The organism is Rhodoferax sp., assembly GCF_025354435.1.
In the GTDB taxonomy this organism is placed as follows: Bacteria; Pseudomonadota; Gammaproteobacteria; order Burkholderiales; family Burkholderiaceae_C; genus Rhodoferax_B.
Map to the genome: position 1 here is coordinate 1 of NZ_JANXMU010000031.1, position 24,186 is coordinate 24,186.

At 63.6% G+C, this 24,186-nt stretch carries 18 protein-coding genes; 13 read left to right on the top strand and 5 right to left on the bottom strand.

Annotated features, from left to right (window positions below):
* Both Q0T48_RS07555 and Q0T48_RS07560 read right to left on the bottom strand, forming a co-directional pair.
* Positions 1 to 1,086, bottom strand: a 1,086-nt coding sequence (locus tag Q0T48_RS07555) for a tetratricopeptide repeat protein (protein ID WP_295954599.1), incomplete at its 3' end; no start/stop codon positions are given.
* 162 nt (positions 1,087 to 1,248) lie between these two features.
* Positions 1,249 to 2,193 carry a PEP-CTERM sorting domain-containing protein gene (locus tag Q0T48_RS07560; protein WP_295954602.1) on the bottom strand — a complete coding sequence of 315 codons (945 nt, stop codon included), beginning with the start codon at positions 2,191 to 2,193 and terminating at the stop codon, positions 1,249 to 1,251.
* A 206-nt stretch (positions 2,194 to 2,399) separates the two neighbouring features.
* Here Q0T48_RS07560 and uvrA point away from each other — a divergent pair, with 206 nt between their 5' ends.
* Positions 2,400 to 8,309, top strand: a complete 5,910-nt coding sequence (uvrA, locus tag Q0T48_RS07565; protein WP_295954605.1) for an excinuclease ABC subunit UvrA — start codon at positions 2,400 to 2,402, stop codon at positions 8,307 to 8,309.
* Between the two features lie 71 nt (positions 8,310 to 8,380).
* Here uvrA and Q0T48_RS07570 read toward each other — a convergent pair whose 3' ends face one another.
* Entirely contained in the window at positions 8,381 to 8,869 is a 489-nt protein-coding gene (locus Q0T48_RS07570) for an Lrp/AsnC family transcriptional regulator (protein ID WP_295954607.1), read from the bottom strand.
* Positions 8,870 to 8,989: 120 nt separating this feature from the next.
* Here Q0T48_RS07570 and Q0T48_RS07575 point away from each other — a divergent pair, with 120 nt between their 5' ends.
* The 10 genes from Q0T48_RS07575 (at position 8,990) to Q0T48_RS07620 (ending at position 20,097) form a co-directional block, all read left to right on the top strand.
* On the top strand, positions 8,990 to 10,024 hold the full coding sequence (locus Q0T48_RS07575; protein ID WP_295954610.1) for a histone deacetylase family protein: 1,035 nt from the start codon (positions 8,990 to 8,992) through the stop codon (positions 10,022 to 10,024).
* A gap of 103 nt (positions 10,025 to 10,127) precedes the next feature.
* The gene (locus tag Q0T48_RS07580; RefSeq protein WP_295954612.1) at positions 10,128 to 10,988 is read left to right on the top strand and encodes an SHOCT domain-containing protein; all 861 of its coding nucleotides are present in this window, start codon (positions 10,128 to 10,130) and stop codon (positions 10,986 to 10,988) included.
* Between the two features lie 457 nt (positions 10,989 to 11,445).
* Entirely contained in the window at positions 11,446 to 12,756 is a 1,311-nt protein-coding gene (locus Q0T48_RS07585; RefSeq protein ID WP_295954615.1) for a sugar ABC transporter substrate-binding protein, read from the top strand.
* A gap of 220 nt (positions 12,757 to 12,976) precedes the next feature.
* Complete coding sequence (locus Q0T48_RS07590) at positions 12,977 to 13,834, top strand: sugar ABC transporter permease (RefSeq protein WP_295954618.1); 858 nt, start codon at positions 12,977 to 12,979, stop codon at positions 13,832 to 13,834.
* A 17-nt stretch (positions 13,835 to 13,851) separates the two neighbouring features.
* Positions 13,852 to 14,664 carry a carbohydrate ABC transporter permease gene (locus Q0T48_RS07595; RefSeq protein ID WP_295954672.1) on the top strand — a complete coding sequence of 271 codons (813 nt, stop codon included), beginning with the start codon at positions 13,852 to 13,854 and terminating at the stop codon, positions 14,662 to 14,664.
* A gap of 57 nt (positions 14,665 to 14,721) precedes the next feature.
* Positions 14,722 to 15,765 (top strand): sn-glycerol-3-phosphate ABC transporter ATP-binding protein UgpC, encoded by a 1,044-nt coding sequence (gene ugpC, locus Q0T48_RS07600; RefSeq protein ID WP_295954622.1) that lies wholly within the window; start codon positions 14,722 to 14,724, stop codon positions 15,763 to 15,765.
* Between the two features lie 34 nt (positions 15,766 to 15,799).
* Positions 15,800 to 17,191, top strand: coding sequence for a D-arabinitol 4-dehydrogenase (gene dalD, locus Q0T48_RS07605; RefSeq protein WP_295954674.1), 1,392 nt, complete (start codon positions 15,800 to 15,802; stop codon positions 17,189 to 17,191).
* Between the two features lie 71 nt (positions 17,192 to 17,262).
* On the top strand, positions 17,263 to 18,189 hold the full coding sequence (locus Q0T48_RS07610; protein WP_295954625.1) for an AraC family transcriptional regulator: 927 nt from the start codon (positions 17,263 to 17,265) through the stop codon (positions 18,187 to 18,189).
* A gap of 12 nt (positions 18,190 to 18,201) precedes the next feature.
* The gene (gene xylB, locus Q0T48_RS07615; RefSeq protein ID WP_295954627.1) at positions 18,202 to 19,662 is read left to right on the top strand and encodes a xylulokinase; all 1,461 of its coding nucleotides are present in this window, start codon (positions 18,202 to 18,204) and stop codon (positions 19,660 to 19,662) included.
* A 93-nt stretch (positions 19,663 to 19,755) separates the two neighbouring features.
* Complete coding sequence (locus tag Q0T48_RS07620) at positions 19,756 to 20,097, top strand: hypothetical protein (RefSeq protein WP_295954630.1); 342 nt, start codon at positions 19,756 to 19,758, stop codon at positions 20,095 to 20,097.
* Here the strand turns inward: Q0T48_RS07620 and Q0T48_RS07625 are convergent.
* Together Q0T48_RS07625 and Q0T48_RS07630 are read right to left on the bottom strand one after the other, a co-directional pair.
* Positions 20,088 to 20,489 carry a GtrA family protein gene (locus Q0T48_RS07625; protein WP_295954633.1) on the bottom strand — a complete coding sequence of 134 codons (402 nt, stop codon included), beginning with the start codon at positions 20,487 to 20,489 and terminating at the stop codon, positions 20,088 to 20,090. The genes Q0T48_RS07620 and Q0T48_RS07625 overlap by 10 nt on opposite strands.
* Before the next feature lie 7 nt (positions 20,490 to 20,496).
* Positions 20,497 to 22,125, bottom strand: coding sequence for a peptide chain release factor 3 (locus Q0T48_RS07630; protein ID WP_295954637.1), 1,629 nt, complete (start codon positions 22,123 to 22,125; stop codon positions 20,497 to 20,499).
* Between the two features lie 139 nt (positions 22,126 to 22,264).
* On the opposite strand from Q0T48_RS07630, the gene atzF reads away from it, so the two are divergent.
* Entirely contained in the window at positions 22,265 to 23,971 is a 1,707-nt protein-coding gene (gene atzF / locus Q0T48_RS07635; RefSeq protein WP_295954639.1) for an allophanate hydrolase, read from the top strand.
* Positions 23,968 to 24,168 carry a DUF4089 domain-containing protein gene (locus tag Q0T48_RS07640; RefSeq protein ID WP_295954641.1) on the top strand — a complete coding sequence of 67 codons (201 nt, stop codon included), beginning with the start codon at positions 23,968 to 23,970 and terminating at the stop codon, positions 24,166 to 24,168. Before atzF ends, Q0T48_RS07640 begins: the two co-directional genes overlap by 4 nt.
* Positions 24,169 to 24,186: the final 18 nt, after the last annotated feature.

Below are 24,186 nucleotides of genomic sequence, written 5' to 3' on the forward strand. Positions count from 1 at the left end.
GTCTAGCCACAGCCCCACATCGTCGGGAAATTCTGCGTTGAGCTGTGCCATGGCTGCCGCTGCGGGCTCAATACGATCGGCAAAACGCAGGGCCGACACTTCGGTACGGCGTGCGGCTGCACTGCGCTGGGTGGCATCCAGTCGCTGCTGCACGATCTGCTCCATTCCGGGAAAGTTCTCTGCTTCTAACTCGGCGTACATCAGACCGGTTTGGGTGCCGCCATTGCCGGGGTCGGCCGCTAGCGCGCGTTGGTACAGGGCACGGGCCTGCTCGGGTTGGCGCAGAGACATCTGGGCATCGGCAGCGGCATTGAGCGCATAAGCGGGCAGGGGATCGCCCTCGGCCTCCAGGACATTAAATTCGTTCAGTGCCTGCGAGGAGGCCCCACGCGCTTGCAAGCCCACGATGTGGTCTAGTCGCAGCCTGCGGGCGATCGCCATTTGGTTGGCCGCGACGGCCTCGCGGGTCAGCGTGCTGTTTTCGGCGAGCGCTGCATCCATCGGTGCATAGCGGGCCGGGCTGAAGTCGGTGTCCAGCACGGCTATTGCGGCACGGATGTGCGCGCCGCTCCGGGCCTGCTCGGCAGACCAATCGCGGGTGGGTGCTGCCGGTGGTGCAGGCGGTGCCACCGCCACGGCAAACACCGGGAATTGCTGGGCTTGCAAAGCTATGACCAGGCCTTGGGCGGCATCGGTATCTTGGGCGTGCCTTGCCAGCAGGCACCGGTAGGCGGCTTCCGCCCGCTGGGGTTGGCCGCCGTTGAGGGCCGATTTACCGATGGCCGACACCACGTAATCGGGCACCTTGGCGGTGAAGTTCAGCGCTTGGCTGGCGGCCAGTGCATCCGCGTGCCGGTTGGACCAGCTCAACACGGCGATCCAGTCGTAACGGTAGACGGGGTTGTTGGGGTTCTGCTGTACCAGCCGTTCCAGCATGGGTAAGGCGGCATCGAATCGTCCGGCGCGGGCATTGGTAATGGCCTGCTGGTGGGCATTGGCGGGTGCCGATGCCGCCTGCGTGCCACATGCAAGTGACGCAATCGCCAAAGCTAAAAATAGCTTTATTTTTGGAGTTTTTGTTTCCATAAGATCTCATTTCAGGCCGCTGGAGCGACTCACGATAGCCGTGAAAGTGTGCAGGGTATTAGGGTTACGTTGTATTTTTTTGCTTCGTACGTTACAAAATATATTTAACGTAAGAAAAAAATGCGCCCGTCGCACAGAGCGATCGGGCGCACTGCGATGGATTTAAGCGGCTGTGCTGGACCCGGTGCGGCGGGTTTTTCGTGAGCCCCAAAGCCCCAGCAGGCCCAAGCCCATCAAGGCGATGCTGCTGGGTTCGGGCACCTTGTTGTAGAGCACGGTGTCGTCGATCACCGACCAAGCGGAAGCACCGGGGCCACGCCAGCCGAGGTCGATCACACCCGCTTCTTCGCGGTTGAAATAGCTCAGGTCGATACCGTAGTAGCCCACGCCCAGGTTGACACCGGTGCTGCCGTTCTCGTTGGCCAGCGAATACATGTCGCGGCCCGGGCTACCCACGACCGAGTTGTGGGCCATCGCCAGGCTGGTGTTGTTGGCGCCCAGCAGGTTGAATAGGAAACCATCGTCGGCAAATACGCCAAAGTCGTACACGCCTGCCGTGGCCACGTAGATGTAGCCGGTGAAGATTGCCGCGTAGTTTTGCTCCCCGGCGCAGGCCGTGGTGTTGGCGGTGGCGAGGCTGCAGCCATTGGCTCCGCCAACGATGGGGGCCAGCGCGCGGTCATAGTCGGGGCCCCAGGGGTTGCCGTAGCCGCCGCTACTGACGGTGTTGTTGTAAATATTGTTGGAGTAGCTGATGGCGCCCACGGTGCTGGCCGTTGCGGTGACGTAGGGGTTGTTGCCTGCGGCTATGGCCGCAATGTCAGTGGCGGCCCAGATGCCGGAGCCCCAGCTGAAGTTTTTGATTGCATCGGTCTGGCCATAGCGGCTGGAGCCGGGATCTGTTTCGGTATAGCTGTAGTCGCTGAAATGGGCGCTGTTGTCAACTTTGTACCAGGTGCCTGCCAGACCTGCACCAGTGCCGGTGGGCGCGGAGCCTATGTTCAGGGGGTCTAGAGTAGGAATGGCGTGGGCGGCGCTGGAGAAAACCAGTCCCGCACCCACGCAGACTGCGGTCAGGCTGAGCTTTTTAAAAGTAAGTGTGTTCATGGCATTGGATCCCTTATGTAGATAAATTTTGTATGCAATGAATTATCTTTTATTTGAAAAAATGCAATGTGCTGTACTTCACGACGGGTGTTGTTTTGTAGGCAGTCCATGGCGTGTTCGTGATCAAGTGCCCAATAACCCCAGGTTTCAGGCGCTGGCATGCCCTCCCTACAATGGTTCGCCTTACCCCCCAGAGCACTGCACTTATGACCCAGGGAACCATCCGCATCCGCGGAGCGCGCCAGCACAATCTCAAGAATTTGGACCTGGATATCCGCACCGGCGAGCTCACGGTGGTGACCGGCCCCAGCGGGTCTGGCAAGTCCAGCTTGGTGTTTGACACCCTGTTTGCCGAAGGGCAGCGCCGCTACGTGGAGACCTTCTCGGCCTACGCACGCCAGTTCCTGGACCGCATGGACAAACCCGCCGTGGACAAGGTCGAAGGCGTGCCCCCGGCGATTGCCATCGACCAGACCAACCCGGTGCGCTCCAGCCGCTCCACGGTCGGCACCATGACCGAGCTGAACGACCACTTGAAGCTGCTGTACGCCCGCGCCGGGTCGTTGTTTGACAGCAAAACCGCCTTGCCCGTGCGGCACGACACGCCCGAGAGCATCTACGCCGAGCTGTGCGAACGCGCGGCTGCGGCGCAGGACCCGCGGCTCGTTCTGACTTTCCCCGTCGAGCTGCCCGGCAACATCAGCGCCGAAGAAGTAGCGCAATGGCTGTCGGCTAGCGGCTTCACCCGGGTGCAGGCCGAGCGTGAGGTGGCGGTGGAGACCCCTGCCACGCCCGCCAAATCCAGCAAGAAAGCCGTGCTCGCCCCCACCACCCGCAAGGTGTTGGACGTGGTGGCCGACCGCTTTCGCATCGCGGGTACCGAAAAATCCCGTGCGCTGGAAGCCATCGAAGTTGCGCTGAAACGGGGAGGAGGGCGTGTCAATGTTTACGTGCTGTCGGCGGATGAAGCCGTGGAGCCGTTGCTGTGGAAGTTCTCCACCGGTCTGCACTGTGCCGAGAGCGATGTGCGCTACACCGACCCGATTCCGTCGATGTTCTCCTTCAACTCACCGGTGGGTGCCTGCGAAACCTGCAAGGGCTTTGGCCGCGTGATTGGTGTGGACTACGGCCTGGTCATCCCTAACGACAAGCTGACGCTGCGCGCCGGGGCCATCAAGCCGATGCAGACCCCTGCCTGGCAGGAATGCCAGGACGACCTGATGCGCCATGCCGAGGCCGCTGGCATCCCGCGCGACACGCCGTACTACAAGCTCACCCCCGAGCACCAGCACTGGGTCGTCAACGGCTCTCCCAACTGGAACGGCAAGTGGAACCAGCACTGGTTTGGCGTGAAGCGCTTCTTTGAGTACCTGGAGACCAAGTCTTACAAGATGCACATCCGGGTGCTGCTGTCCAAGTACCGCAGCTACACCACCTGCCCGGCCTGCGAGGGCGCGCGCCTCAAGACCGAAAGCCTGCTGTGGCGGCTCGGCAGCGTGGACGATGCCAACACGGTGCTGGAGCCCGCCAAGCGCCACCTGCCCCAGGGCGTATCTTGGAGCCGCACCCAGCTGCAAGCCTTGCCCGGCCTGTGTCTGCACGACCTGATGCTTTTGCCCATCGACCGGCTGCGCCGCTTCTTTGATTTGCAAGCCGACCGCATCCTGGGCGGCCGTGCGGAGCGGGGTGGCAAAGGCGGTGGCGACGAGCAGGCGCTCAAGCTGCTGCTGGACGAAATCACCACCCGCCTCAAGTACCTGTGCGACGTGGGCATTGGCTACCTGACGCTGGACCGGCAAAGCCGCACCCTCAGCGGCGGCGAGGTGCAGCGCATCAACCTCACCACCGCGCTGGGCACCTCGCTGGTCAACACTCTGTTTGTGCTGGACGAGCCCAGTATCGGCCTGCACCCGCGCGACATGCACCGCATCATCGAGGCCATGCAGCGCCTGCGCGACGCGGGCAACACCCTGGTGGTGGTGGAGCACGACCCGGCGGTGATGTTGGCGGCAGACCGCATGATCGACATGGGCCCTGGCCCCGGCGAGCGCGGTGGGCAGATCGTCTTTGACGGCACCACCGACGACCTGCGCCGCGCCGACACCCTGACCGGTGCCTACCTGGGTGGCCGCAAGACCATCGGCATGGGCTTCAAAAAACTGGTGACCGACAGCACGCCCCGCCTGGTGCTGGAAGGCGCGCGCGAGCACAACCTGCAAAACGTGTCGGTCGAATTCCCCTTGCAGCGCCTGGTGTGCATCACGGGTGTCAGCGGTTCCGGCAAGTCCACGCTGATCCAGGACGTGCTGGCCCCGGCCCTGCTGCGCCACTTTGGCAAAGCCACGGATACCCCCGGCCTGCATGACCGCCTGCTGGGTGCCGACTTTTTGAGCGACGTGGTGTTTGTCGACCAGTCTCCCATTGGCAAAACCGCCCGCTCCAACCCCGCCAGCTACGTGGGGGCCTGGGATGCCATCCGCGAGATCTTTGCCAACGCACCCGCATCGCGCCAGCGTGGCTACACCGCCAGCAAGTTCAGCTTCAACAGCGGCGATGGCCGTTGCCCTACTTGCGGCGGCTCGGGCTTTGAGCATGTGGAAATGCAGTTCTTGAGCGACGTGTACCTGCGCTGCCCGGACTGCGACGGCAAACGCTACCGTCCCGAAGTGCTAGAGGTGACCATCGAACGCCGCGCCGTGCAAGATGCCCGGCTGGTGGCCTTGAACGTGGCCGATGTGCTGAACCTGACGGTCAGCGAGGCTGCTATTATTTTTGAAGGTGACCGTGATGTGTTACGGGCGCTGCAGCCGATTGTGGATGTAGGCCTGGAATACGTGAAGTTGGGCCAGCCCGTGCCCACGCTGTCCGGCGGCGAAGCCCAGCGCCTCAAGCTTGCGGGCTTTTTGGCCGAGGCCGCCAAAAGTAGCAACCGCCAGCCGCTGGCCAAAAAAGGTACGCTGTTTCTGTTCGACGAGCCCACCACCGGCCTCCACTTTGACGACATTGCCAAGCTGATGCGGGCACTGCGCAAGCTGCTGGACGCAGGCCATTCCATGGTGGTGATCGAGCACAACCTCGACGTGATCCGCGCCAGCGATTGGCTGATCGACATGGGCCCCGAAGGCGGCTATGGCGGCGGCCTGGTCGTGGCCGAGGGCAAGCCCGAGGACGTGCGCCACCACCCCACGTCGCACACCGGTGCGGCCCTGCGCGAGTACGAATCGACCCTGGGGTTGGGCGTGCAACTGGCCCGCGAAATGTCGCCCGCCTGGGCCAACAAGGTGGCCAAGCTGGTGCCGCCCAACGCCATCCAGATCGTCAACGCCAAAGAGCACAACCTCAAGTCGCTCAGCGTGGACATTCCGCGCGGCCAGTTCAATGTGGTGACCGGTGTGAGCGGCTCCGGCAAGTCCACGCTGGCCTTCGACATTCTGTTCAACGAGGGCCAGCGCCGCTACCTGGAGTCGCTCAACGCTTACGCCCGCAGCATCGTGCAGCCCGCAGGTCGGCCCGAGGTGGACGCGGTCTACGGCATCCCGCCGACAGTGGCCATCGAGCAGCGCCTGAGCCGGGGCGGGCGCAAGTCCACCGTGGGCACCACCACCGAGGTCTGGCACTTTCTGCGCCTGCTGTATGTCAAGCTGGGCACGCAGCACTGCATCCACGACGGCACCGCGGTACAGCCGCAAACGCCGGACAGCATTGCTGCGCAGTTACTCAAAACCTTCCGCGGCCAGCACATCGGCCTGATGGCCCCGCTGGTGCTGAACCGCAAGGGCGTGTACACCGAGCTGGCCGACTGGGCCCGGCCCCGCAACTACACCCATCTGCGGGTGGATGGCGACTTTTTGCCGACCACCAACTTCCCGCGCATCGACCGCTTCAAGGAGCACACCGTCGAGCTGCCGGTGCTGAGCCTGGATGTGCACCCCGGCAGCGAAGCCCGCCTGCGCGAGGGCCTGATGACCGCGCTGGAGCACGGCAAGGGCGTGGTGCACGTGCTGACCCACATCGACGGGCTCAAGGCCGCGATGGACGCGGGCGAGCCCACCGCCCATATCGGCAAGGTGATGGTGTTTTCCACCAAGCGCGCCTGCCCGGTGTGCAGCACCAGCTATGCCGAGCTGGACCCGCGCCTGTTCAGCTACAACAGCAAGCACGGCTGGTGTCCCGACTGCGTGGGCACGGGCGTGAAGCTCACCCGCGACCAGCGGGCCGTGTTCGACGACTCGGTGCGCGGCGACGACGCCGGGGGCCGCGAGCAAACCTTTGCCGAGCCCGAGGTGGAGGACCTGCACGACGTGGCCTGCCCGACCTGCCAGGGCACCCGCCTGAACGCCACCGCCCGCGCCGTGCGCTTTGCCGGGGTGGGCATTACCGACCTGGCCCGCCTCAGCGTGAGCGATATCCGCGTGTGGGTGCAAGCCCTGCAGGTGGCCGGGCAGATGAGCCAGCGCGAGGCCGACATTGCCCGCGACCTGGTGCCCGAGATCCAGAGTCGCCTGGAGTTTCTGGAAGAGGTGGGCCTGGGCTATTTGACCCTGGACCGGGGCGCGCCCACCCTGAGCGGTGGCGAAGCCCAGCGCATCCGCCTGGCCGCACAGCTGGGCAGCAATCTGCAAGGCGTGTGCTACATCCTGGACGAGCCCACCATTGGCCTGCACGCCCGGGACAACCACATCCTGCTCAACGCCCTGCACACCCTCAGCAGCAAGGGCAATACCCTGGTGGTGGTGGAGCACGACGAAGACACTATCCGCCGCGCCGACCACATCATCGACATCGGCCCAAGCGCGGGCAAGCGCGGCGGGCGGCTGGTGGCGCAGGGCAGCGTGGCCGACATTTCGGGCGCGGCAGAGTCCGTCACCGGCCGCTACCTGCTGCACGCCATGCGCCACCCGCTGCAGGCACGGCGCGCCGTGGACGCGTTTGACGCAGCAGCGGTGGCGCTGCCAGTGGCCGATCTGCCCTACGTGGCCCCCACGGCCAAGAGCAAAGCGGCGGCCAAAAAGAAGGCGGCGGCAGAGCCCGAAGCCGTGGTGGTGGCCGAGCCTTTGCAATGGCTGGTCGTCACCGGTGCCACCCTGCACAACCTGCAAAACGTCACCGCCTATGTGCCCTTGAAACGCCTGGTGGCCGTCACCGGGGTCAGCGGCTCTGGCAAGTCCACGCTGGCGCGCGACGTGCTGCTGGCCAACGTGCAAACGGCGGTCATCCAGCGCAGCACCAAGGCCGGGCGCGAGAGTTGGGCCGCAGGCCAACACGCGCCCTGGCTGGGCTGTGCCGACGTGGCCGGTTTCGCCGCCATCGACCGCGTGCTGGAAGTGGACCAAACCCCCATCGGCAAGACCCCGCGCAGCTGCCCCGCCACCTACATCGGCTTCTGGGACACCATCCGCAAGCTGTTTGCCGAGACGCTGGAAGCCCGGGCCCGCGGCTACGGCCCGGCGCGCTTCTCGTTCAACACCGGCGAAGGCCGCTGCCCGAGTTGTGAAGGCCAGGGTTTGCGCACCATCGCCATGAGCTTCATGCCCGATGTGAAGGTGAAGTGCGAAACCTGCCATGGCGCACGCTTCAACCCCGAGACGCTGACCGTCACCTGGCGCGGCAAAAGTATCGGCGACGTGCTGCAAATGGAGGTGGACGAAGCCGTCGATTTCTTTGCCGTGATGCCCGTCATCGCCTACCCGCTGCAACTGCTGAAAGACGTGGGCTTGGGCTACCTGACCATCGGCCAGCCGTCCCCCACACTCAGCGGTGGTGAGGCCCAGCGCATCAAGCTGGTGACCGAACTGGCCAAGGTGCGCGACGACATCACCAAACGCGGCCAAAAAGCCCCGCACACCCTGTACGTGCTGGACGAGCCCACTGTTGGCCTGCACATGGCCGACGTGGAAAAACTCATCCGCGTGCTGCACCGCCTGGTCGATGGCGGCCACAGCGTAGTGGTCATCGAGCACGACCTGGACGTGATCGCCGAAGCCGACTGGGTCATCGACCTGGGGCCGGACGGCGGCAACGGCGGGGGCCGCATCGTGGCGGCGGCTGCGCCGGAGGCGGTGGTGGCCTTGGGTACGGCGACGGGTGTGGCGTTGCAGCCGGTGCTGGCGCGGTGAATGTTGATGCTATTTAAAGAATAGCTGCTGGTGTAGGTGCTACCTGCGCTAGCGGCCTATTTTCTTTAAATTTATGTATCGACCACGGGCAACTGGCTGGATGCCTTGATCTCCCGCAGCGCCAGGCTGGAATGGATCAGGCTCACGCCTGGCATGCTGCGCAGCACGGTTTCCACGAAATCGCTATAGGCATCCAGGCTGGGGGCGACTACCTGCAGCAGGTAGTCGGCCTGGCCGGTGACCTTGTGGCAGCTCAGCACCTCGGGGCGCTGCTGGATGGCTTCTTCGAAGTGCTGCACCGATGCGCCGGTGACCACGCCGAAGGTCAGCTGCACAAAGGCCAGGATGTCCAGCCCGAGCTTGCGGCGGTCCAGGTTGGCCTGGTAGCCGGTGATGAAGCCCGTGTCTTCCAGCCGCTTCAGCCTGCGCCAGCAGGGCGTGACGCTGAGCGCGACTTGTTCCGCCAACTGTGGGGTGGACAATGTGCCGTCTTTTTGCAAGAGCCGCAAAATAGTGCGGTCTGTGCTGTCTAGTGTGTATGTTGAGGTGATCGTACCCATGGGTGGCCTTGAAATGCGGTTTTCATTGCGCATGGTAGTCCTGGGCTGGGCGATAAAGCAAAGCTATTTCAGCGGCCAGGCGGCATACTTTGGGCTCCACCGCATGGAAAGAATGTCCGCATGATCACCGTCTACAACCACCACCACGCTCTGCACCAGGGCAAGCTGGAAATGTTCCGGGGCCAACTGGTCCCTTGCTTCGAGGTGCCCACCCGGGCTGACGATGTGTTGCAGGAGCTGCAGCGCCGCCAACTGGGTGAAGTGCTGGCCCCGCAAGACTGCGGGCGGGGCCCCATCGAGCGCATCCACAGTCCGCGCTACCTGGACTTTCTGGCCGGGGCCTGGTCCGAGTGGGTGGCGCTGGACCCGGCCAATGCCGAGCGCGATGCGCTGCCCTCGGTGTGGCCGGTGCGCAGCTTTCGCAGCGACGTGCTGCCTGCCAATTTTTCGGCGCGTATGGGGTTGTTTTCGTACGACGCGGGCACACCGCTGACCTCGGGCACCTGGGCTGCGGCCTACGCTGGGGCCTGCTGTGCAGTGACTGCCGCGCAGAGGGTCAGCGGCGGTGCGCGCAGTGCGTTTTCGCTGAGCCGCCCGCCGGGCCACCATGCCGGAGCCGACTTTTTTGGTGGCTATTGCTTTTTGAACAACGCGGCCATTGCCGCCCAGGCGCTGCGCGACGCGGGGGCCGAGCGGGTAGCGGTGCTGGATATCGACTACCACCACGGCAACGGCACCCAGGCCATCTTTTACGAGCGGGCCGACGTGTTTTTTGCTAGCGTGCATGGCGACCCGCACACCGAATACCCGTTTTACCTGGGCTACGCCGACGAGACAGGGCAGGGCGCGGGGCTGGGGTGCAACCTGAACCTGCCGCTGCCGCGAGGCACGGGCTTTGCGCGCTGGCGCGAGGCGCTGGCCCTGGCCTTGCAGCGGATTGCGCAGAGTGGAGCGCAGGCGCTGGTGGTGTCGCTGGGGCTGGATACTTTCGAGGGTGACCCGATTTCGGGCTTTCAGCTGCGCAGCGAAGATTATTTCCGGGTAGGCGAAGACCTAGCGGTGGCAGGCCTGCCCACGGTGTTTGTGTTTGAGGGGGGCTACGCGGTGGACGCGCTGGGCACGAACACGGTGAATGTGCTGGAGGGTTATGCCTAGAGGGCATGAGGCTGTGGGCTTTTATACACCTTATTTCACGCTTGGACTGTTAAAGTGATTGGCTTAGTGGTTTCCACTATTGCACTCTTTTCAGGTTACTTTTATGCGCCAACTCTCCCCCGCAGGCCAGCAGGCCGTCAACGACATTGCCCAGCGCCAAGGTTTCAGCACCAACGCGGTGGAATCCATGCTGGAGTCGGTCATTAACGGCAACGGCAGCATGGCCCAGTTCAGCCACCCAGAGTTTGGCGGCGGCGGGCAGTGGATGTCGGGCGGCATGACCATGATTGGCGACATGTTCAACGGCTATCTCAAAGGCCGGGTCGACAACCTGTGCAGCGAGCTGGCGCGCCTGATCAGCAACCAGCCCGACCTGCTGCGCAGTGGCAGCTTCCAGAGCCAAAGCCAGAACGGCAGCACCCAATACAACGGTTCGAATAATTCCAATGGTGCGGGCAATGGCAACAGCCTGTTTGCCCCTGCACCACCCGACTGGTGGGGCCCGGACCTGCGTTTCCCCAATAGCACCGGCGGCCAGAACGACATGCGCTACGCCTACTTTGCCCAGGCCCGCCGCCTGGCGATCGACGTGGGCGGCCAGGTCACCGTGTACGACACGCTGGACCACAGCATCGGTGGCGTGTCGCAGCAAAGTGGCGGCTACGGCCCCCAGTTCAGCAGCCAGTACGGCTATGTGAACCTGTCGCAATTGCCGGTGGTCAGCATCAACGGCATGGCCCCGATGGCGCCGGCTCCGATGCTCGCCCCCGCGCCCATGCAAGCCCCGGCGTTCAATAGCAACAACGACAGCAGCTATAGCAACAATACCGGCAACAACAGCGGTTCCGCCAATGCGGGTGACGTGTTTGCCAGCATCGAAAAACTGGCCAGTCTGCAGGCCAAGGGCATCCTGACTTCGCAAGAGTTCGCCACCAAAAAGGCCGAGCTGCTGAGCCGCCTGTAAGTCAGTCGCAGCCCCACAAAAAGCCCTCGCCGGCCGTGCACAACGGTCGGCGGGGGCTTTTTTGTGGGCGTTGGACAGCTCTGCGGCGCATGGCTGCTGCAGACCGCCATTTTGGAAAGCAAACCTTGTTGCTATTTAATATGTAGCTACTTGCGTAGGTTGAGTATGCGCGAAGGCTTATTTTTATACCTAAATAAGAGCCTGCACTGGCCGAGGCTGCGGTGGCACAAGGGCCGGGGTTTGCGCCAGTCTGGTGCGGCTTACCGGTATCCAGTCGCCCAATTCAGATACTTTTATCTAGGAAATAAGGGTTTTTACTAGACTTCTATCGCATCAAAGTACAAGAACTAGCCCTTTGGGTATTGTTGTTTGCGCAGGCGTACTCCTACGATAGCGGCACCGATCAAGTGCATCGCATGTGCTTGCGGAATTCGTCTAAAACCTCAGGAGACACTCCATGAAATTGAAATACTGCGCTGCCCTTGTCGCCGCGATGTTCGCTTCTGCCAGCGCATTTGCCGCCACCGAACTGGTCATTGCCACCGTGAACAACGGCCACATGATCACGATGCAAAAGCTGACCAAGCACTTCGAAGCCGCGAACCCCGACATCAAGGTCAAGTGGGTCACGATGGAAGAAGCCGTGCTGCGCCAGCGCGTCACCACCGACATCGCTACCAAGGGTGGCCAGTTTGACGTGATGACCATCGGCCTGTACGAAGCCCCGATCTGGTCCAAAAAAGGCTGGTTGGCTCCTATCGTGACCGATGCCGCCTATGACATCGACGACATGCTGCCCGCCATCCGCAACGGCCTGTCCATGGAAGGCAAGCTGTACGCTGCCCCGTTCTACGGCGAAAGCTCGATGACCATGTACCGTGCCGACCTGGTCAAGGCCGCTGGCCTGACCATGCCTGCCAACCCCACCTGGGCTGAAATGGCCAACATAGTGGCCAAGATCAACGATCCAGCCAAGGGCGTGTACGGTCTGTGCCTGCGCGGCAAGCCAGGCTGGGGCGACAACATGGCTTTCCTGAGCACCATGGTCAACACCTACGGCGGTCAGTGGTTTGACATGGCCTGGAAGCCACAAATCGACACCAAGCCTTGGCACGATGCCATCAACCAGTACGTCGATCTGATGAAGAAGTACGGCCCTCCCGGCGCTTCGGCCAACAGCTTCAACGAAAACCTGGCTTTGATGAACGAAGGCAAGTGCGGCGTGTGGATCGATGCCACCATTGCAGCCTCGTTCGTGAGCGATCCCAAGCAGTCCAAAGTGGCTGACAAGATGGCCTTCACCCAGGCTCCCCAGGCTGTGACCCCCAAGGGTTCCAACTGGCTGTGGTCGTGGAACTTGGCCGTGCCTGCATCGAGCAAGAAGCCTGCTGAAGCACAGAAGTTCATCACCTGGGCTACGTCCAAAGAGTACGTGAACCTGGTGGCCAAAGAAGAAGGCTGGAACGCTGTGCCTACCGGTACGCGCAAGTCCACCTACGCCAACCCCGAGTTCCAAAAAGTGGCCAAGTTCGCCACCGAAGAGCTCAAGGCCATCAACAGCGCCAACCCCAACGACAGCACTTTGCCCAAGTCGCCGTATGTGGGCGTGCAGTACGCTGCGATTCCTGAGTTCCAGGCCATCGGTATCGCTGTAGGCCAGCAAATGAGCGCGGCTTTGTCGGGCAAGGTCACGGTCGATGCGGCTTTGAAGACTGCGCAAACCGCTGCTGAGCGTGAAATGACTAAGGGCGGTTACTACAAGAAGTAAAGCGCTGACCGGGCGTGTGCAGGGCAGCGGCTCCAGCTGCTGCCCCCACTGCCCCATGGACCGGCTTGCGCTGTGTACGCCTAGCGGGGTTGTTGGCTGATGTTTTTCAGGCCCGGCAACTTCGTCCCGCTGGACCGCAGGTAACCCGAAAAATGGGCTTCAACCCTGGCTTTCCCTTTGGGATAGCCGAGGCTGCGGGCTCGCTCTTGAAAGCTACACCATGAGTCGATTCCTTCCCCGTGCACTGATGGCACCCAGCATCGTCACACTCTTTCTGTGGATGATTGTTCCACTGGTGATGACGCTGTATTTCTCCGTCATCCATTACAACCTGATGCAGCCGGGCGAAACCGGCTTCGTTGGCTTAGAAAACTTTAGATATTTCATGACCGACCCAGACTTCTGGCCGTCGGTAGCGCACACCCTGCAATTGCTGGGTTCGGTTGTCGTGATCACGGTGGTGCTGGGCGTAGGCCTGGCGGTGCTGGTGAACGAGCCGTTCCCGGGCCAGGGTATCGTGCGCGTGTTGCTGATCTCGCCCTTCTTCGTCATGCCCACAGTCAACGCACTGCTGTGGAAGCACATGATGATGAACCCGATTTACGGGGTGATGGCGCACGTTTGGCAGTTCTTTGGTCTCACGCCCATCGATTGGATGACCGACTTCCCGCTGCTGTCGGTGATCATCATGCTGTCGTGGCAATGGCTGCCGTTTGCCTGCCTGATCTTCATCACCTCGCTGCAGTCGCTGGACCGCGAGCAGATGGATGCCGCCGGTATGGACGGTGCCACCGGCCTGGACAAGTTCTACTACCTCGTGCTGCCCCACATGGGCCGCTCCATTGCGGTGGTGGTGATGATCGAAATGATCTTTTTGCTAAGTGTGTTTGCCGAAATCTTCACCACCACCGGTGGCGGCCCCGGCAACGACAGCACCAACCTGGCCTTCTTGATCTTCAAGCAGGCGCTGATGAACTTTGACGTGGGTGTGGCCTCGGCCGGTGCTTTGTTTGCGGTCATTTTGGCCAACATCGCCTCGGTCTTTCTGGTCAAGCTCGTCGGTAAGAACCTGGACTGAACGGGAGCACCATCATGATGAAAAAAGTACCATTTCCGCTGTGGCGCACCGTGTTTGCCTGGGGCATCGCGCTGTTCTTGTTCTTCCCGCTGTTTTGGGTCGGCATCACCGCGTTCAAGACCGAAGGCCAGGCCATCGCCGGGCACCTGTTCTTCTCGCCTACGCTGTCCAGTTTTGCCGAAGTGCAAGAGCGCAGCAACTACCTGCTGTTTGCCCGCAACTCGCTGATCACCAGTCTGGGTTCGACCATTCTGGGCATTCTGATTGCGGTGCCTGCCGCCTACTCGATGGCCTTCTTCCCCACCAAGAAGACCCGCGACATCCTGCTGTGGATGCTATCGACCAAGATGATGCCCGCCGTGGGTGCCCTGGTGCCGGTGTACGTGATGGCGCAGACCGTCGGCATGCTGGACTCGCTGACCGCGCTGGTCATCGTGTTCACCTTGTCCAACCTGCCGATCATGGTCTGGATGCTGTTCAGCGCCTTCAAGGAAGTCCCCAAGGACATTCTGGAAGCTGTGCGCCTGGACGGTGCCACCGTGTGGGAAGAGTTCCGCTGGGTGATCTTGCCGCTGACCATGGGCGGTATTGCGTCCACCGGCTTGCTGTGCCTGGTGCTGTCGTGGAACGAAGCCTTCTGGGCCTTGAACCTGACCTCGGCCAACGCCGGCACGCTGGCCTCGCTGATCGCCTCGTACTCCAGCCCTGAAGGCTTGTTCTGGGCCAAGCTGTCGGCGGCCTCGCTGATGGCCATCGGACCCATCATTGTGTTTGGCTGGTTCAGCCAGAAACAACTGGTGCAAGGTCTTACTTTTGGTGCTGTCAAGTAACTGTTCCACCGTCCGGGGCGTGTGCCCCGGGCTGTAACCCCATTCAAGGATTCCATCATGTCATTTCTGCAACTCCGTGGTGTTGAAAAATTCTTTGGCGAGCACCGCGCCATCAAGGGTATCGACCTCGATATCAATAAAAACGAATTCATCGTCTTCGTCGGCCCGTCCGGCTGCGGCAAGTCCACCCTGCTGCGCATGATCGCCGGGCTGGAAACCACCGATGGCGGCACCCTCCACGTCGATGGCAAGGACATCACCCACCTGCCATCCAGCCAGCGCGAGCTGGCCATGGTGTTCCAGAGCTACGCCCTGTACCCGCACATGACGGTGTTCGACAACATGTCCTTCGCCCTGAAGCTGGCCAAGGTGGCCCCGGACGAGATCAAGAAAAAGGTCGAAGCCGCTGCCGACAAGCTCAACCTCACCGCCTACCTCAAGCGCACCCCCAAAGAGCTCTCCGGCGGCCAGCGCCAGCGCGTCGCCATTGGCCGCGCCATCGTCCGGGCCCCGAAGATTTTCTTGTTCGACGAACCCCTGTCCAACCTGGATGCGGCTTTGCGGGGCCAGACCCGGGTCGAAATCCACAAGCTGCACCGCGCCCTGGGTGTCACCACCATCTACGTGACCCACGACCAGGTGGAAGCCATGACCCTGGCCGACCGCGTGGTGGTGCTGCGTGACGGAGCCATCGAGCAGGTCGGCGCACCGCTGGAGCTATACGACAAGCCCGCCAACCAGTTTGTGGCGCAGTTCATCGGCATGCCGTCGATGAACATCGTCAAGGCCGCCCAGTTGTCGCAGTTTGGCGCGCTGGCAGGCCAGGCCGCAGGCCGGGTGCCCCAGGACGGCCTGATCGGCGTGCGCCCCGAAGGCGTGCGGGTGTTGCCGGTGGGCAGCGCGGGCGTACCCGGCAAGGTGGAACTGATCGAAGCCCTGGGGGCCGACACCCTGATCCACGTGGACGTGATGGGCACGCAGATGATCTCGCGCCAGGCCGAGCGCACCAGCCTGCAGATTGGCGACCCGGTGACGCTGGAGTTCGACCTGAACACCTTGCATTGTTTTGACAGCGCGGGCCGTACGGTCGCACTGTCGTAAGGAGTTGCCCAGAATGTCTGCTACCAATTACGTCATGCTGCACCTGGGCGTGGGCTCGTTCCACCGCGCCCACCAGGCCGTCTACATGCACAAGCTGCGCGCTAGCGGCGATCCGGGTTCCTTGCAATGGTCGCTGGCCGGGGGTAACACCCGCCCCGACATCCCCGAAACCATGGCGGCCCTGGCCGCCCAGGGCGGTGCCTATACGCTGGAGACCGTTACCCCCACCGACGAGCGCAGCTACGAGCGCATCGAGTCCATCCGCCAGATCGTGCCCTACGAACCCAGCCTCGCCGGGTTGATTCGGGTGGGGGCCGATGCCAGCACCCGTATCATCTCCTTCACCGTCACCGAAGCCGGTTACTACCTGGATGCCAACGACCAGCTCGATCTGAGCTCCCCCGACCTGGCCGCCGACCTGGCCCGTGCCAAAAACGGCCAACCCGGCAGCTGCATCTACGCTGCACTCACCGCCATCCTGCGCGCCCGCATGGCCAGCGGCGGTGGCAAGGTCACGCTGCTGAACTGCGACAACCTGCGCCACAACGGTGACCGCGTGCGCAAGGGTCTGCTGTCCTTCATCCAACTGGTGGGCGACACGGCCTTGCACGCCTGGGTGCTGGCCAACACCACCTGCCCCAATGCCATGGTGGACCGCATCACGCCGCGCCCCGCGCCCGAGCTGCGGGGCCGCGTGCTGGCCGCCACCGGCTGGGACGACGGTGCCGCCATCATGGGTGAATCCTTCATCCAGTGGGTGATCGAAGACAACTTCTGCAACGGCCGCCCCGCCTGGGAATCCGTGGGCGTGCAAATGGTGGAGTCGGTGGCGGCGTTTGAAGAAGCCAAGATCCGCTTGCTCAACGCCACCCACAGCTGCATTGCCTGGGCCGGTACGCTGGCGGGCTACACCTACATCCACGAAGGCACGCACGATGCGCGCATCCGCAAAATGGCCTATGACTACGTCACCACCGACGTGATCCCCTGCCTGGATACGCCCGAGCACCCCTGCCCGCTGGACCTGCCGACCTACCGCGATGTGGTGTTGGACCGTTTTGGCAACGCCGCCATTCTGGATACCAACCAGCGCGTGGCTGCCGACGGCTTCTCCAAGATGCCCGGCTTCATCGCCCCCACGGTGCGCGAGTGCCTGGCCCAGGGCCGCAGCATCGACGCGGTGGCCGTGCTGCCTGCGCTGTTCCTGGCGTTTCTGCAGCGCTGGCACCGGGGCGAGCTGTCTTACGTTTACCAAGACCAGGCGATGGACTCCGCCGTGGCGCATGCCATGTGCGATGCCGCCGACCCGGTGGTGGCGCTGGCGGGCAATGTGCCGTTCTGGGCCGAGCTGGCGGGCGATCCACGCCTGGTGGCAGCGCTGCAAAAAGCCAGCGCCCAGGTTCAGCAGTTCATGTTGAAAGTTTGAGCTTGCTGAGCACCACCATCCATGCCTGAGCGGGGATGGTGGTACTGTCACAGGTTCACAAGGAGATCACCATGGCCAGCGTTCGACAACGGGACCGCGAACCAGAGCTGGAACACGACCTGGGCCGCCATTTGACACTGGGCTACGAGCCGTTGGAGATGCCCGGCAGCCTGCGCTATTTAGAGCACGGTATTCCCACGCCGCTGGTGCGCTGGCACCAGCACGAAGAATGTGAATTGCACCTCATCGTCGAGACCCGGGGCAAGCTGTTTGTGGGCGACTACATCGGCCACTTTGAGCCCGGCAATCTGGTGCTGACCGGCCCGCGCTTGCCGCACAACTGGATCAGCAGTGACGGCTCGGACGAGGTCGTCCACCTGCGCGACATGGTGCTGCAGTTTTCAGAAACGCCGCTGCGCCAGGCCGGGGCCGAAGTGGGCGAGCTGCACAGCGTGCTGCCCCTGCTGGAGCGCGCCCGCCACGGCATTGAATTCTTCGACATGAGCGAGGTCGCTCGCGATGCCTTGGTGCGCATCAAAAACAGCCACGGTATGGCCCGGTATGGCGAATTTCTGATGCTGCTGGACCGTCTGGCCCGCTGCACCGACTACCGGCTGCTGTCCACCGTGCAGATGCAAAGCTTTGACGACGATGCCTCGCTGGCGCAAATCAGCGGCATCGTCAGCTACCTCACCGAGCACAGCGCCGAGCAGTTCACCATGGGTGAAGTGTCCGAACGCGTCGGCATGACCGAAAGCCAGTTCTCCCGCTACTTCCGACGTGCCACCGGCAACACCTTTACCGACTTTGTGAACCGCCTACGCATCAACCGTGCCTGCCAGTTGCTGATGGAGACCGACCGTTACATCAACAACGTCTGCTACGACGTGGGCTTCAACAACGTCGCCAATTTCAACCGCCGTTTCATGCAAATCAAAGGCATGACCCCCAAAGACTTCCGCCGCCAGGCCGAAGCAAGATTTGGCAACAAGAACTGAAAAGAACCCCTCATGTATTTAGGACTCGACCTCGGCACTTCCGAACTCAAAGCCCTGCTGCTGGCCGACGACCACCGGGTGGTGGCGGTGGCGCATGCGCAGCTCAGCGTGCAGCAGCCCCAGCCCCTGTGGTCGGAGCAAGACCCGCACAGCTGGTGGCGCGCGCTGGAATCGGTGATGGACCAGCTGGCGGCCAGCCACCGGGCCGATCTGTCTGCCGTGCGGGCCATCGGCCTGTCGGGTCAGATGCACGGTGCGGTGCTGCTGGACGCGCAAGACAAGGTGCTGCGTCCGGCCATTCTGTGGAACGACGGCCGCAGCGGTGCAGCCTGCGTGGCCCTGACCGCAGCCGTGCCCGAGGTGGCCGACATCATTGGCAACCTGGCCATGCCCGGCTTTACCGCGCCCAAACTGTGGTGGCTGCGCGAGCATGAACCCGAGATATTCAAGCAAACCGCCCGCGTGCTGTTGCCCAAAGACTATTTGCGCCTGCTGCTGACCGGTGAGGCCGTGACCGACTGCTCCGATGCCTCTGGCACCCTGTGGCTGGACGTGGGCGCACGCGCCTGGTCGCCCAAGCTGCTGGCCGCCTGTGGCCTGGACGTGTCGCACATGCCCCGCGTGGTCGAGGGCAGCGCCGTCTCCGCCGGTTTGTCGTCCCACATCGCCATCCGCTGGGGCCTGCGGGTCGGTCTGCCGGTGGCCGGTGGTGGGGGCGACAACGCCGCCAGCGCCGTGGGCATGGGCGTCGTGTCGCCGGGCCAGGGCTTTGTGTCGCTGGGGACCTCTGGCGTGGTGTTTCTGGCCACCGACTCGTTTCGGCCCAACCCGGCCCAGGCGGTGCACGCGTTTTGCCACGCACTGCCGAACCGTTGGCACCAGATGTCGGTGATGCTGTCCGCTGCCAGTGCGGTGAGCTGGGCCACCAAGCTGCTGCGTTATGACAACGAAGCCGCGCTGCTGGCCGCCGCCGCCCAGGTGTCGCCCACCGCCCGCGCCAATGCGCCGCTGTTTTTGCCCTATCTGTCGGGCGAGCGCTCGCCGCACAACAACCCGAACGCCCAGGGCGTGCTGTTTGGCCTGACCCACAGCCATGACGCTGCCGCGATGGCCTACGCCGTGGTGGAGGGCGTGAACTTCGGCCTGTGCGACGGTTGGCGCACCCTGGCCACCGACCAGCCCATCGGCGCGCTGTCGGTGGTGGGCGGCGGTGCCCGCAGTGCCTGGTGGTCGCAAGAGCTGGCCAACACCTTGGGCGTGCCGCTGGTGACGCAAGAGGGCGGTGCCACCGGTGGTGCGCTGGGTGCGGCGCGCCTAGCTTGGCTGGCCGATGGTGGTGTGGAAGCGGACGTATGCCTGAGCCCGCCCGTGGCCCAGCGCTTCGAACCCGTGGCGCAGGTGGCTGCCGAGGTGGCCCGTTACCAGCGCTTCGGGGCGCTGTACCAAACCCTGCGCAGCAGTTTCCTTACCTGATGTTTTTTAAGCTTTTTAAGCCTCTAGCGTATATTCCACCTGCGCGAGTAGCTATTTAATCAATAGCATTAGATGGCTAGGCCACAATCGCCTATGCCCCATCCATCCCCCGCCGACTGGCAGGTGCTCCACGTCCACCCCGCCGCTCCGGCCAAACCGATCGTGGGCGCGCCGTGCAACGGCTGCGGCGTTTGCTGCCTGTCGGCTCCGTGTCCGCTGGGCATCGTGTTGTCGGGTCGCCGCAGCGGTGCGTGTGCGGCTTTGCGTTGGAATGGTGTGCAGGCCCGCTATCTGTGCGGTGCCATTGCGCAACCTGCCGAGGTGCTAGGCCCGCGTTGGCGCTGGGCGGCTCCGCTGTTGGGCCGTTGGGCGCGGCGCTGGGTGGCCGCGGGAATCGGCTGCGATTCGACGCTGGAGGTAGAGCGTCAGGCCTGATGCTTCTGTTTGAACACCAGATGCCGGGCCGTCAGGTAGTTGGACAGCAGGCCTGCGCAGCTACCCAAGGCCACGCCTAGCGCGGCCTTGCCGGGCAGGTCGATCCAGTGCAGAGTGGCCACATAGGCCGAGTAGTTCAGTACCGCCCCCCCCAGCATCGACACCATGTAGCGCAGGTACTGTTGCACAGCCGAAGCCGTGTCCGTTACTCCGGCCTGGAAGGTAAAGCGCCGGTTCAGCCACCAGGTGGCGGTGGCCGCAGCGATGAACGACAGCACCCGCGCCCCATACCAGCCCAAAGCCCAGGCCGAGGCATACAGCACCGCCAGGTCCACGCCCAGGCCGATAATGCCGACCATGCAGAAGCGTAGAAACTGCGGCGATGGTTTCATTCCGCGTTTAGCCTGCGTTCTGCAGCGCCAGGCCCGCGTGTTCGCGCAGCGGGTGGAAATGGATCTTCGGGAAACGCTCTTGCGCCAGCCGCACATCGTAGGGCGAGGTGCACAGGTAGGCCAGGGTTTCGGCCGCATCGTGGGCCATGCGCATCGGGTAGGCATCGGTGAAGGCGCGCAGCTCGGCCGGGGTGTCGGCGGTGATCCAGCGCGCACCGGTGTACTGGCAGCCTTCCAGCCGCACGTCGGCATCGTATTCTGACTTCAGGCGGTGCTGTACCACTTCAAACTGCAACTGGCCCACGGCACCCAGCAGCATCGGCCCGCCAACGCTGGGACGGAACACCTGGATGGCACCTTCTTCGCCCAGCTGGGCCAGGCCCTGCTGCAACTGCTTGGTGCGCAACGGGTTCTTCAAAATCACCGTCATGAACAGCTCGGGCGCGAAGAAGGGCAGGCCGGTGAATTGCAGGCTGGCACCGTCGGTGATGGTGTCGCCCAGCTGCACGCCGCCATGGGTGGTAAAACCGATGATGTCGCCCGCATAGGCCTCGTCCACCGCCTCGCGACGCTGGCTCAGAAAGGTCACCACGCTGGTCGGGCGCAGCTCTTTGGCGGTGCGCTGCACGCGCAGCTTCATGCCGGGCGTGTACTTGCCCGAGGCCATGCGCACAAAGGCAATGCGGTCGCGGTGCGCCGGGTCCATATTGGCCTGCACCTTGAACACCACACCGGCAAAAGCCTTGTCGTCGGGCTGGATCTCTTTCACCACCGGCTGGCGATTCACCATCGTGGTGCTGGTGCGGGGCTGCGGCGGTGGGGCCAGATCGACCAGCGCGTCCAGCACTTCCATCACTCCGAAGTTGTTCACGCCGGAGCCGAAGAACACCGGGGTTTGCTTGCCGGCTAAAAAGGCCTCCAGGTCCCAGGCGGGGGAGGCCCCGGCGGCCAATTCCATGCTTTGCTCGGCCCCTTCAAATTCGGCACCAAAGCGCTTCAGCAGCTCGGCGCGGTTGTCCAGGGCGATGGTCTCGAACTCTTGCGGCAGGCGTTCCTTGCCAGAGTCGAACACCGTCATGCTCTGGGTGCGCAGGTTCATGATGCCGCCAAAGCTCTTGCCCTGGCCTACGGGCCAGGTCATGGGTACGCAGGGCATGCCGAGTTCGCGCTCGATCTCGTCCAGTATGTCCAGCGGCTCGCGCACTTCGCGGTCCATCTTGTTGACGAAGGTGATGATGGGCGTGTCACGCTGGCGGCAGACCTCGATCAGGCGGCGGGTTTGCGCCTCCACACCATTGGCCGCGTCGATCACCATCAGGGCCGAATCCACTGCGGTCAGCACGCGGTAGGTGTCTTCCGAGAAGTCTTTGTGGCCGGGCGTGTCCAGCAAGTTGATCACGTGGTCGCGGTACAGCATCTGCATGACCGACGAGGCCACCGAGATGCCGCGCTGCTTTTCAATCTCCATCCAGTCGCTGGTGGCATGGCGGGTGGCCTTGCGCGCCTTCACCGATCCTGCAATCTGGATCGCGCCCGAGAACAGCAGCAGCTTTTCGGTCAGCGTGGTTTTACCCGCATCCGGGTGGGAAATGATCGCAAACGTGCGGCGGCGGCGGGTTTCGGAGGCGTAAGACAAGGTGGTTTCCAGAGCAAAACGGGGCGCTGCCGGGTGGGCAGGCAACCCGCGATTTTAACCAGGGCGGCCAGAATCGGCTGGGGGCCGTCGGCACGCTCCACTAGCTGGCACGTAGTTTGCATCTTGTCTTGGATACAAGATGGGATGTTTCAACATGGTGCAAACCGAATCGCCACACAGCGGTACCGCCGCCGCAGCCTGGTTGTCGCGTGCTGACTCGTCCATCGCGGGCGCTGTGCAGGGCCCCTTGGCTGGCCTGCGTTTCGCGGCCAAGGACAACATCGACGTGCTGGGCCTGCCCACCACTGCTGCTTGCCCTGCCTTTGCCTATGCGCCCACGGCGCATGCCAGCGTGGTGCAAAAGCTGCTGCAAGCCGGTGCGTCGCTGCTGGGCAAAACCAATCTGGACCAGTTTGCCTGCGGCCTGAACGGCACGCGCTCACCCTATGGCGCGGTGCCCAATGCGTTCAACGCCGCCTACGTGTCGGGCGGCTCCAGCTCGGGTTCGGCCTATGTGGTGGCCACCGGGCAGGTGGACTTTGCGCTGGGCACCGACACCGCCGGGTCGGGCCGCGTACCTGCCGGGCTGAACAATATCGTCGGCATCAAGCCGTCCAAGGGCCTGGTCAGCACGCGGGGGCTGGTGCCTGCCGCGCAAAGTGTGGACTGCGTGTCCATCTTCGCCCGCAGCGTGGGCACCGCCGCCCAGGTGCTGCAGGCGGCCATGGGCTACGACCCGCTGGACCCGTTTTCGCGCCCACTGGCTCTGGCCAGCAGCCCCTTGCCCGCACGTTTCAACTTTGGAGTGCCCGACACCCTGGTCTTTTATGGCGACACGGCGGCCGAAGCGGCCTTCCAGCAGGCGATACACAAGCTCTGTGCGCTGGGCGGCACACCCGTCACCATTGCCTACGCCCCGCTGGCCGCCGCCGCCGCACTGTTGTACGACAGCGCGCTGGTGGCCGAGCGCTATGCCGCAGTGCGCGGCTTCTTTGATGCGCACGAGGCCGAGGTCATCGAGCCGGTGCGCAGCATTCTGGCCAGCGGGCGGGCCTACAGCGCCGCCGATCTGGTCGATGCCCAGGTGCGCTTGCGGGCCTACGGCCAGCAGGCTGCGGCCATGTGGGAAGGCATCGATGTGCTGCTGGTGCCCACCGCGCCCACGCACTACACGATTGCACAAATGCAGGCCGATCCGGTGGTATTGAACCGCAACCTGGGCGCGTACACCAACTTCGTCAACCTGCTGGACTACGCCGCCATCTCGGTGCCCAGCAGCCTGCGCGCCGACGGCCTGCCGTTTGGCATCACGCTGATCGGCCCCTGCGGCAGCGACTGGCAACTGGCCGAGCTGGGCCAGCGCTACCACCACGCCAGCGGCATGCTGCAGGGTGCGCTGGACCTGCCCTTGCCTGCGCTACAAGCGCTGCCCGGCATCCAAGCCCAGGCGGTGGTGCGGGTGGCAGTGGTCGGTGCGCACCTATCCGGCATGCCTTTGAATAGCCAGTTGACCGAGCGCCAGGCGCGCCTGGTCGTCAGCACCACGACCGCGCCGGACTACCAGCTGTTTGCCCTGCCCGGCACAGTGCCACCCAAGCCAGGTCTGCTGCGTGTCGCGCCCGGCCAGGGCACAGGCATTGCCGTGGAGATCTGGGAGATGCCGGTGGCCCATTACGGCTCTTTCGTGGCGCTGGTTCCGGCCCCGCTGGGCATAGGTACCCTGGCGTTGGCCGATGGCAGCAGCGTGCAGGGCTTTATCTGCGAGCCACAGGCGCTGGCAGGGGCGCGGGACATCAGCCACTGGGGCGGATGGCGCGCGTATGTCCAAGGAGAGTTGCTGAAATGACCGAGCAGGAACTGGAAACCTACGTGGATGCGGCGGCCGCCGCCATCGGCTTGCAATTGGGCGAATCGCGCCTCGGTGTGCTGCGCTACTTTGCGCTGGCCTCGGGCTTTGCCGACTTGGTGAATGCCGCTCCGCTGACCGTGCATGACGAATCGCCCATGGCCTTCATCCCCGTAACGCCCCGGAGCAAGCCATGACGACCAACGCCGACTGGT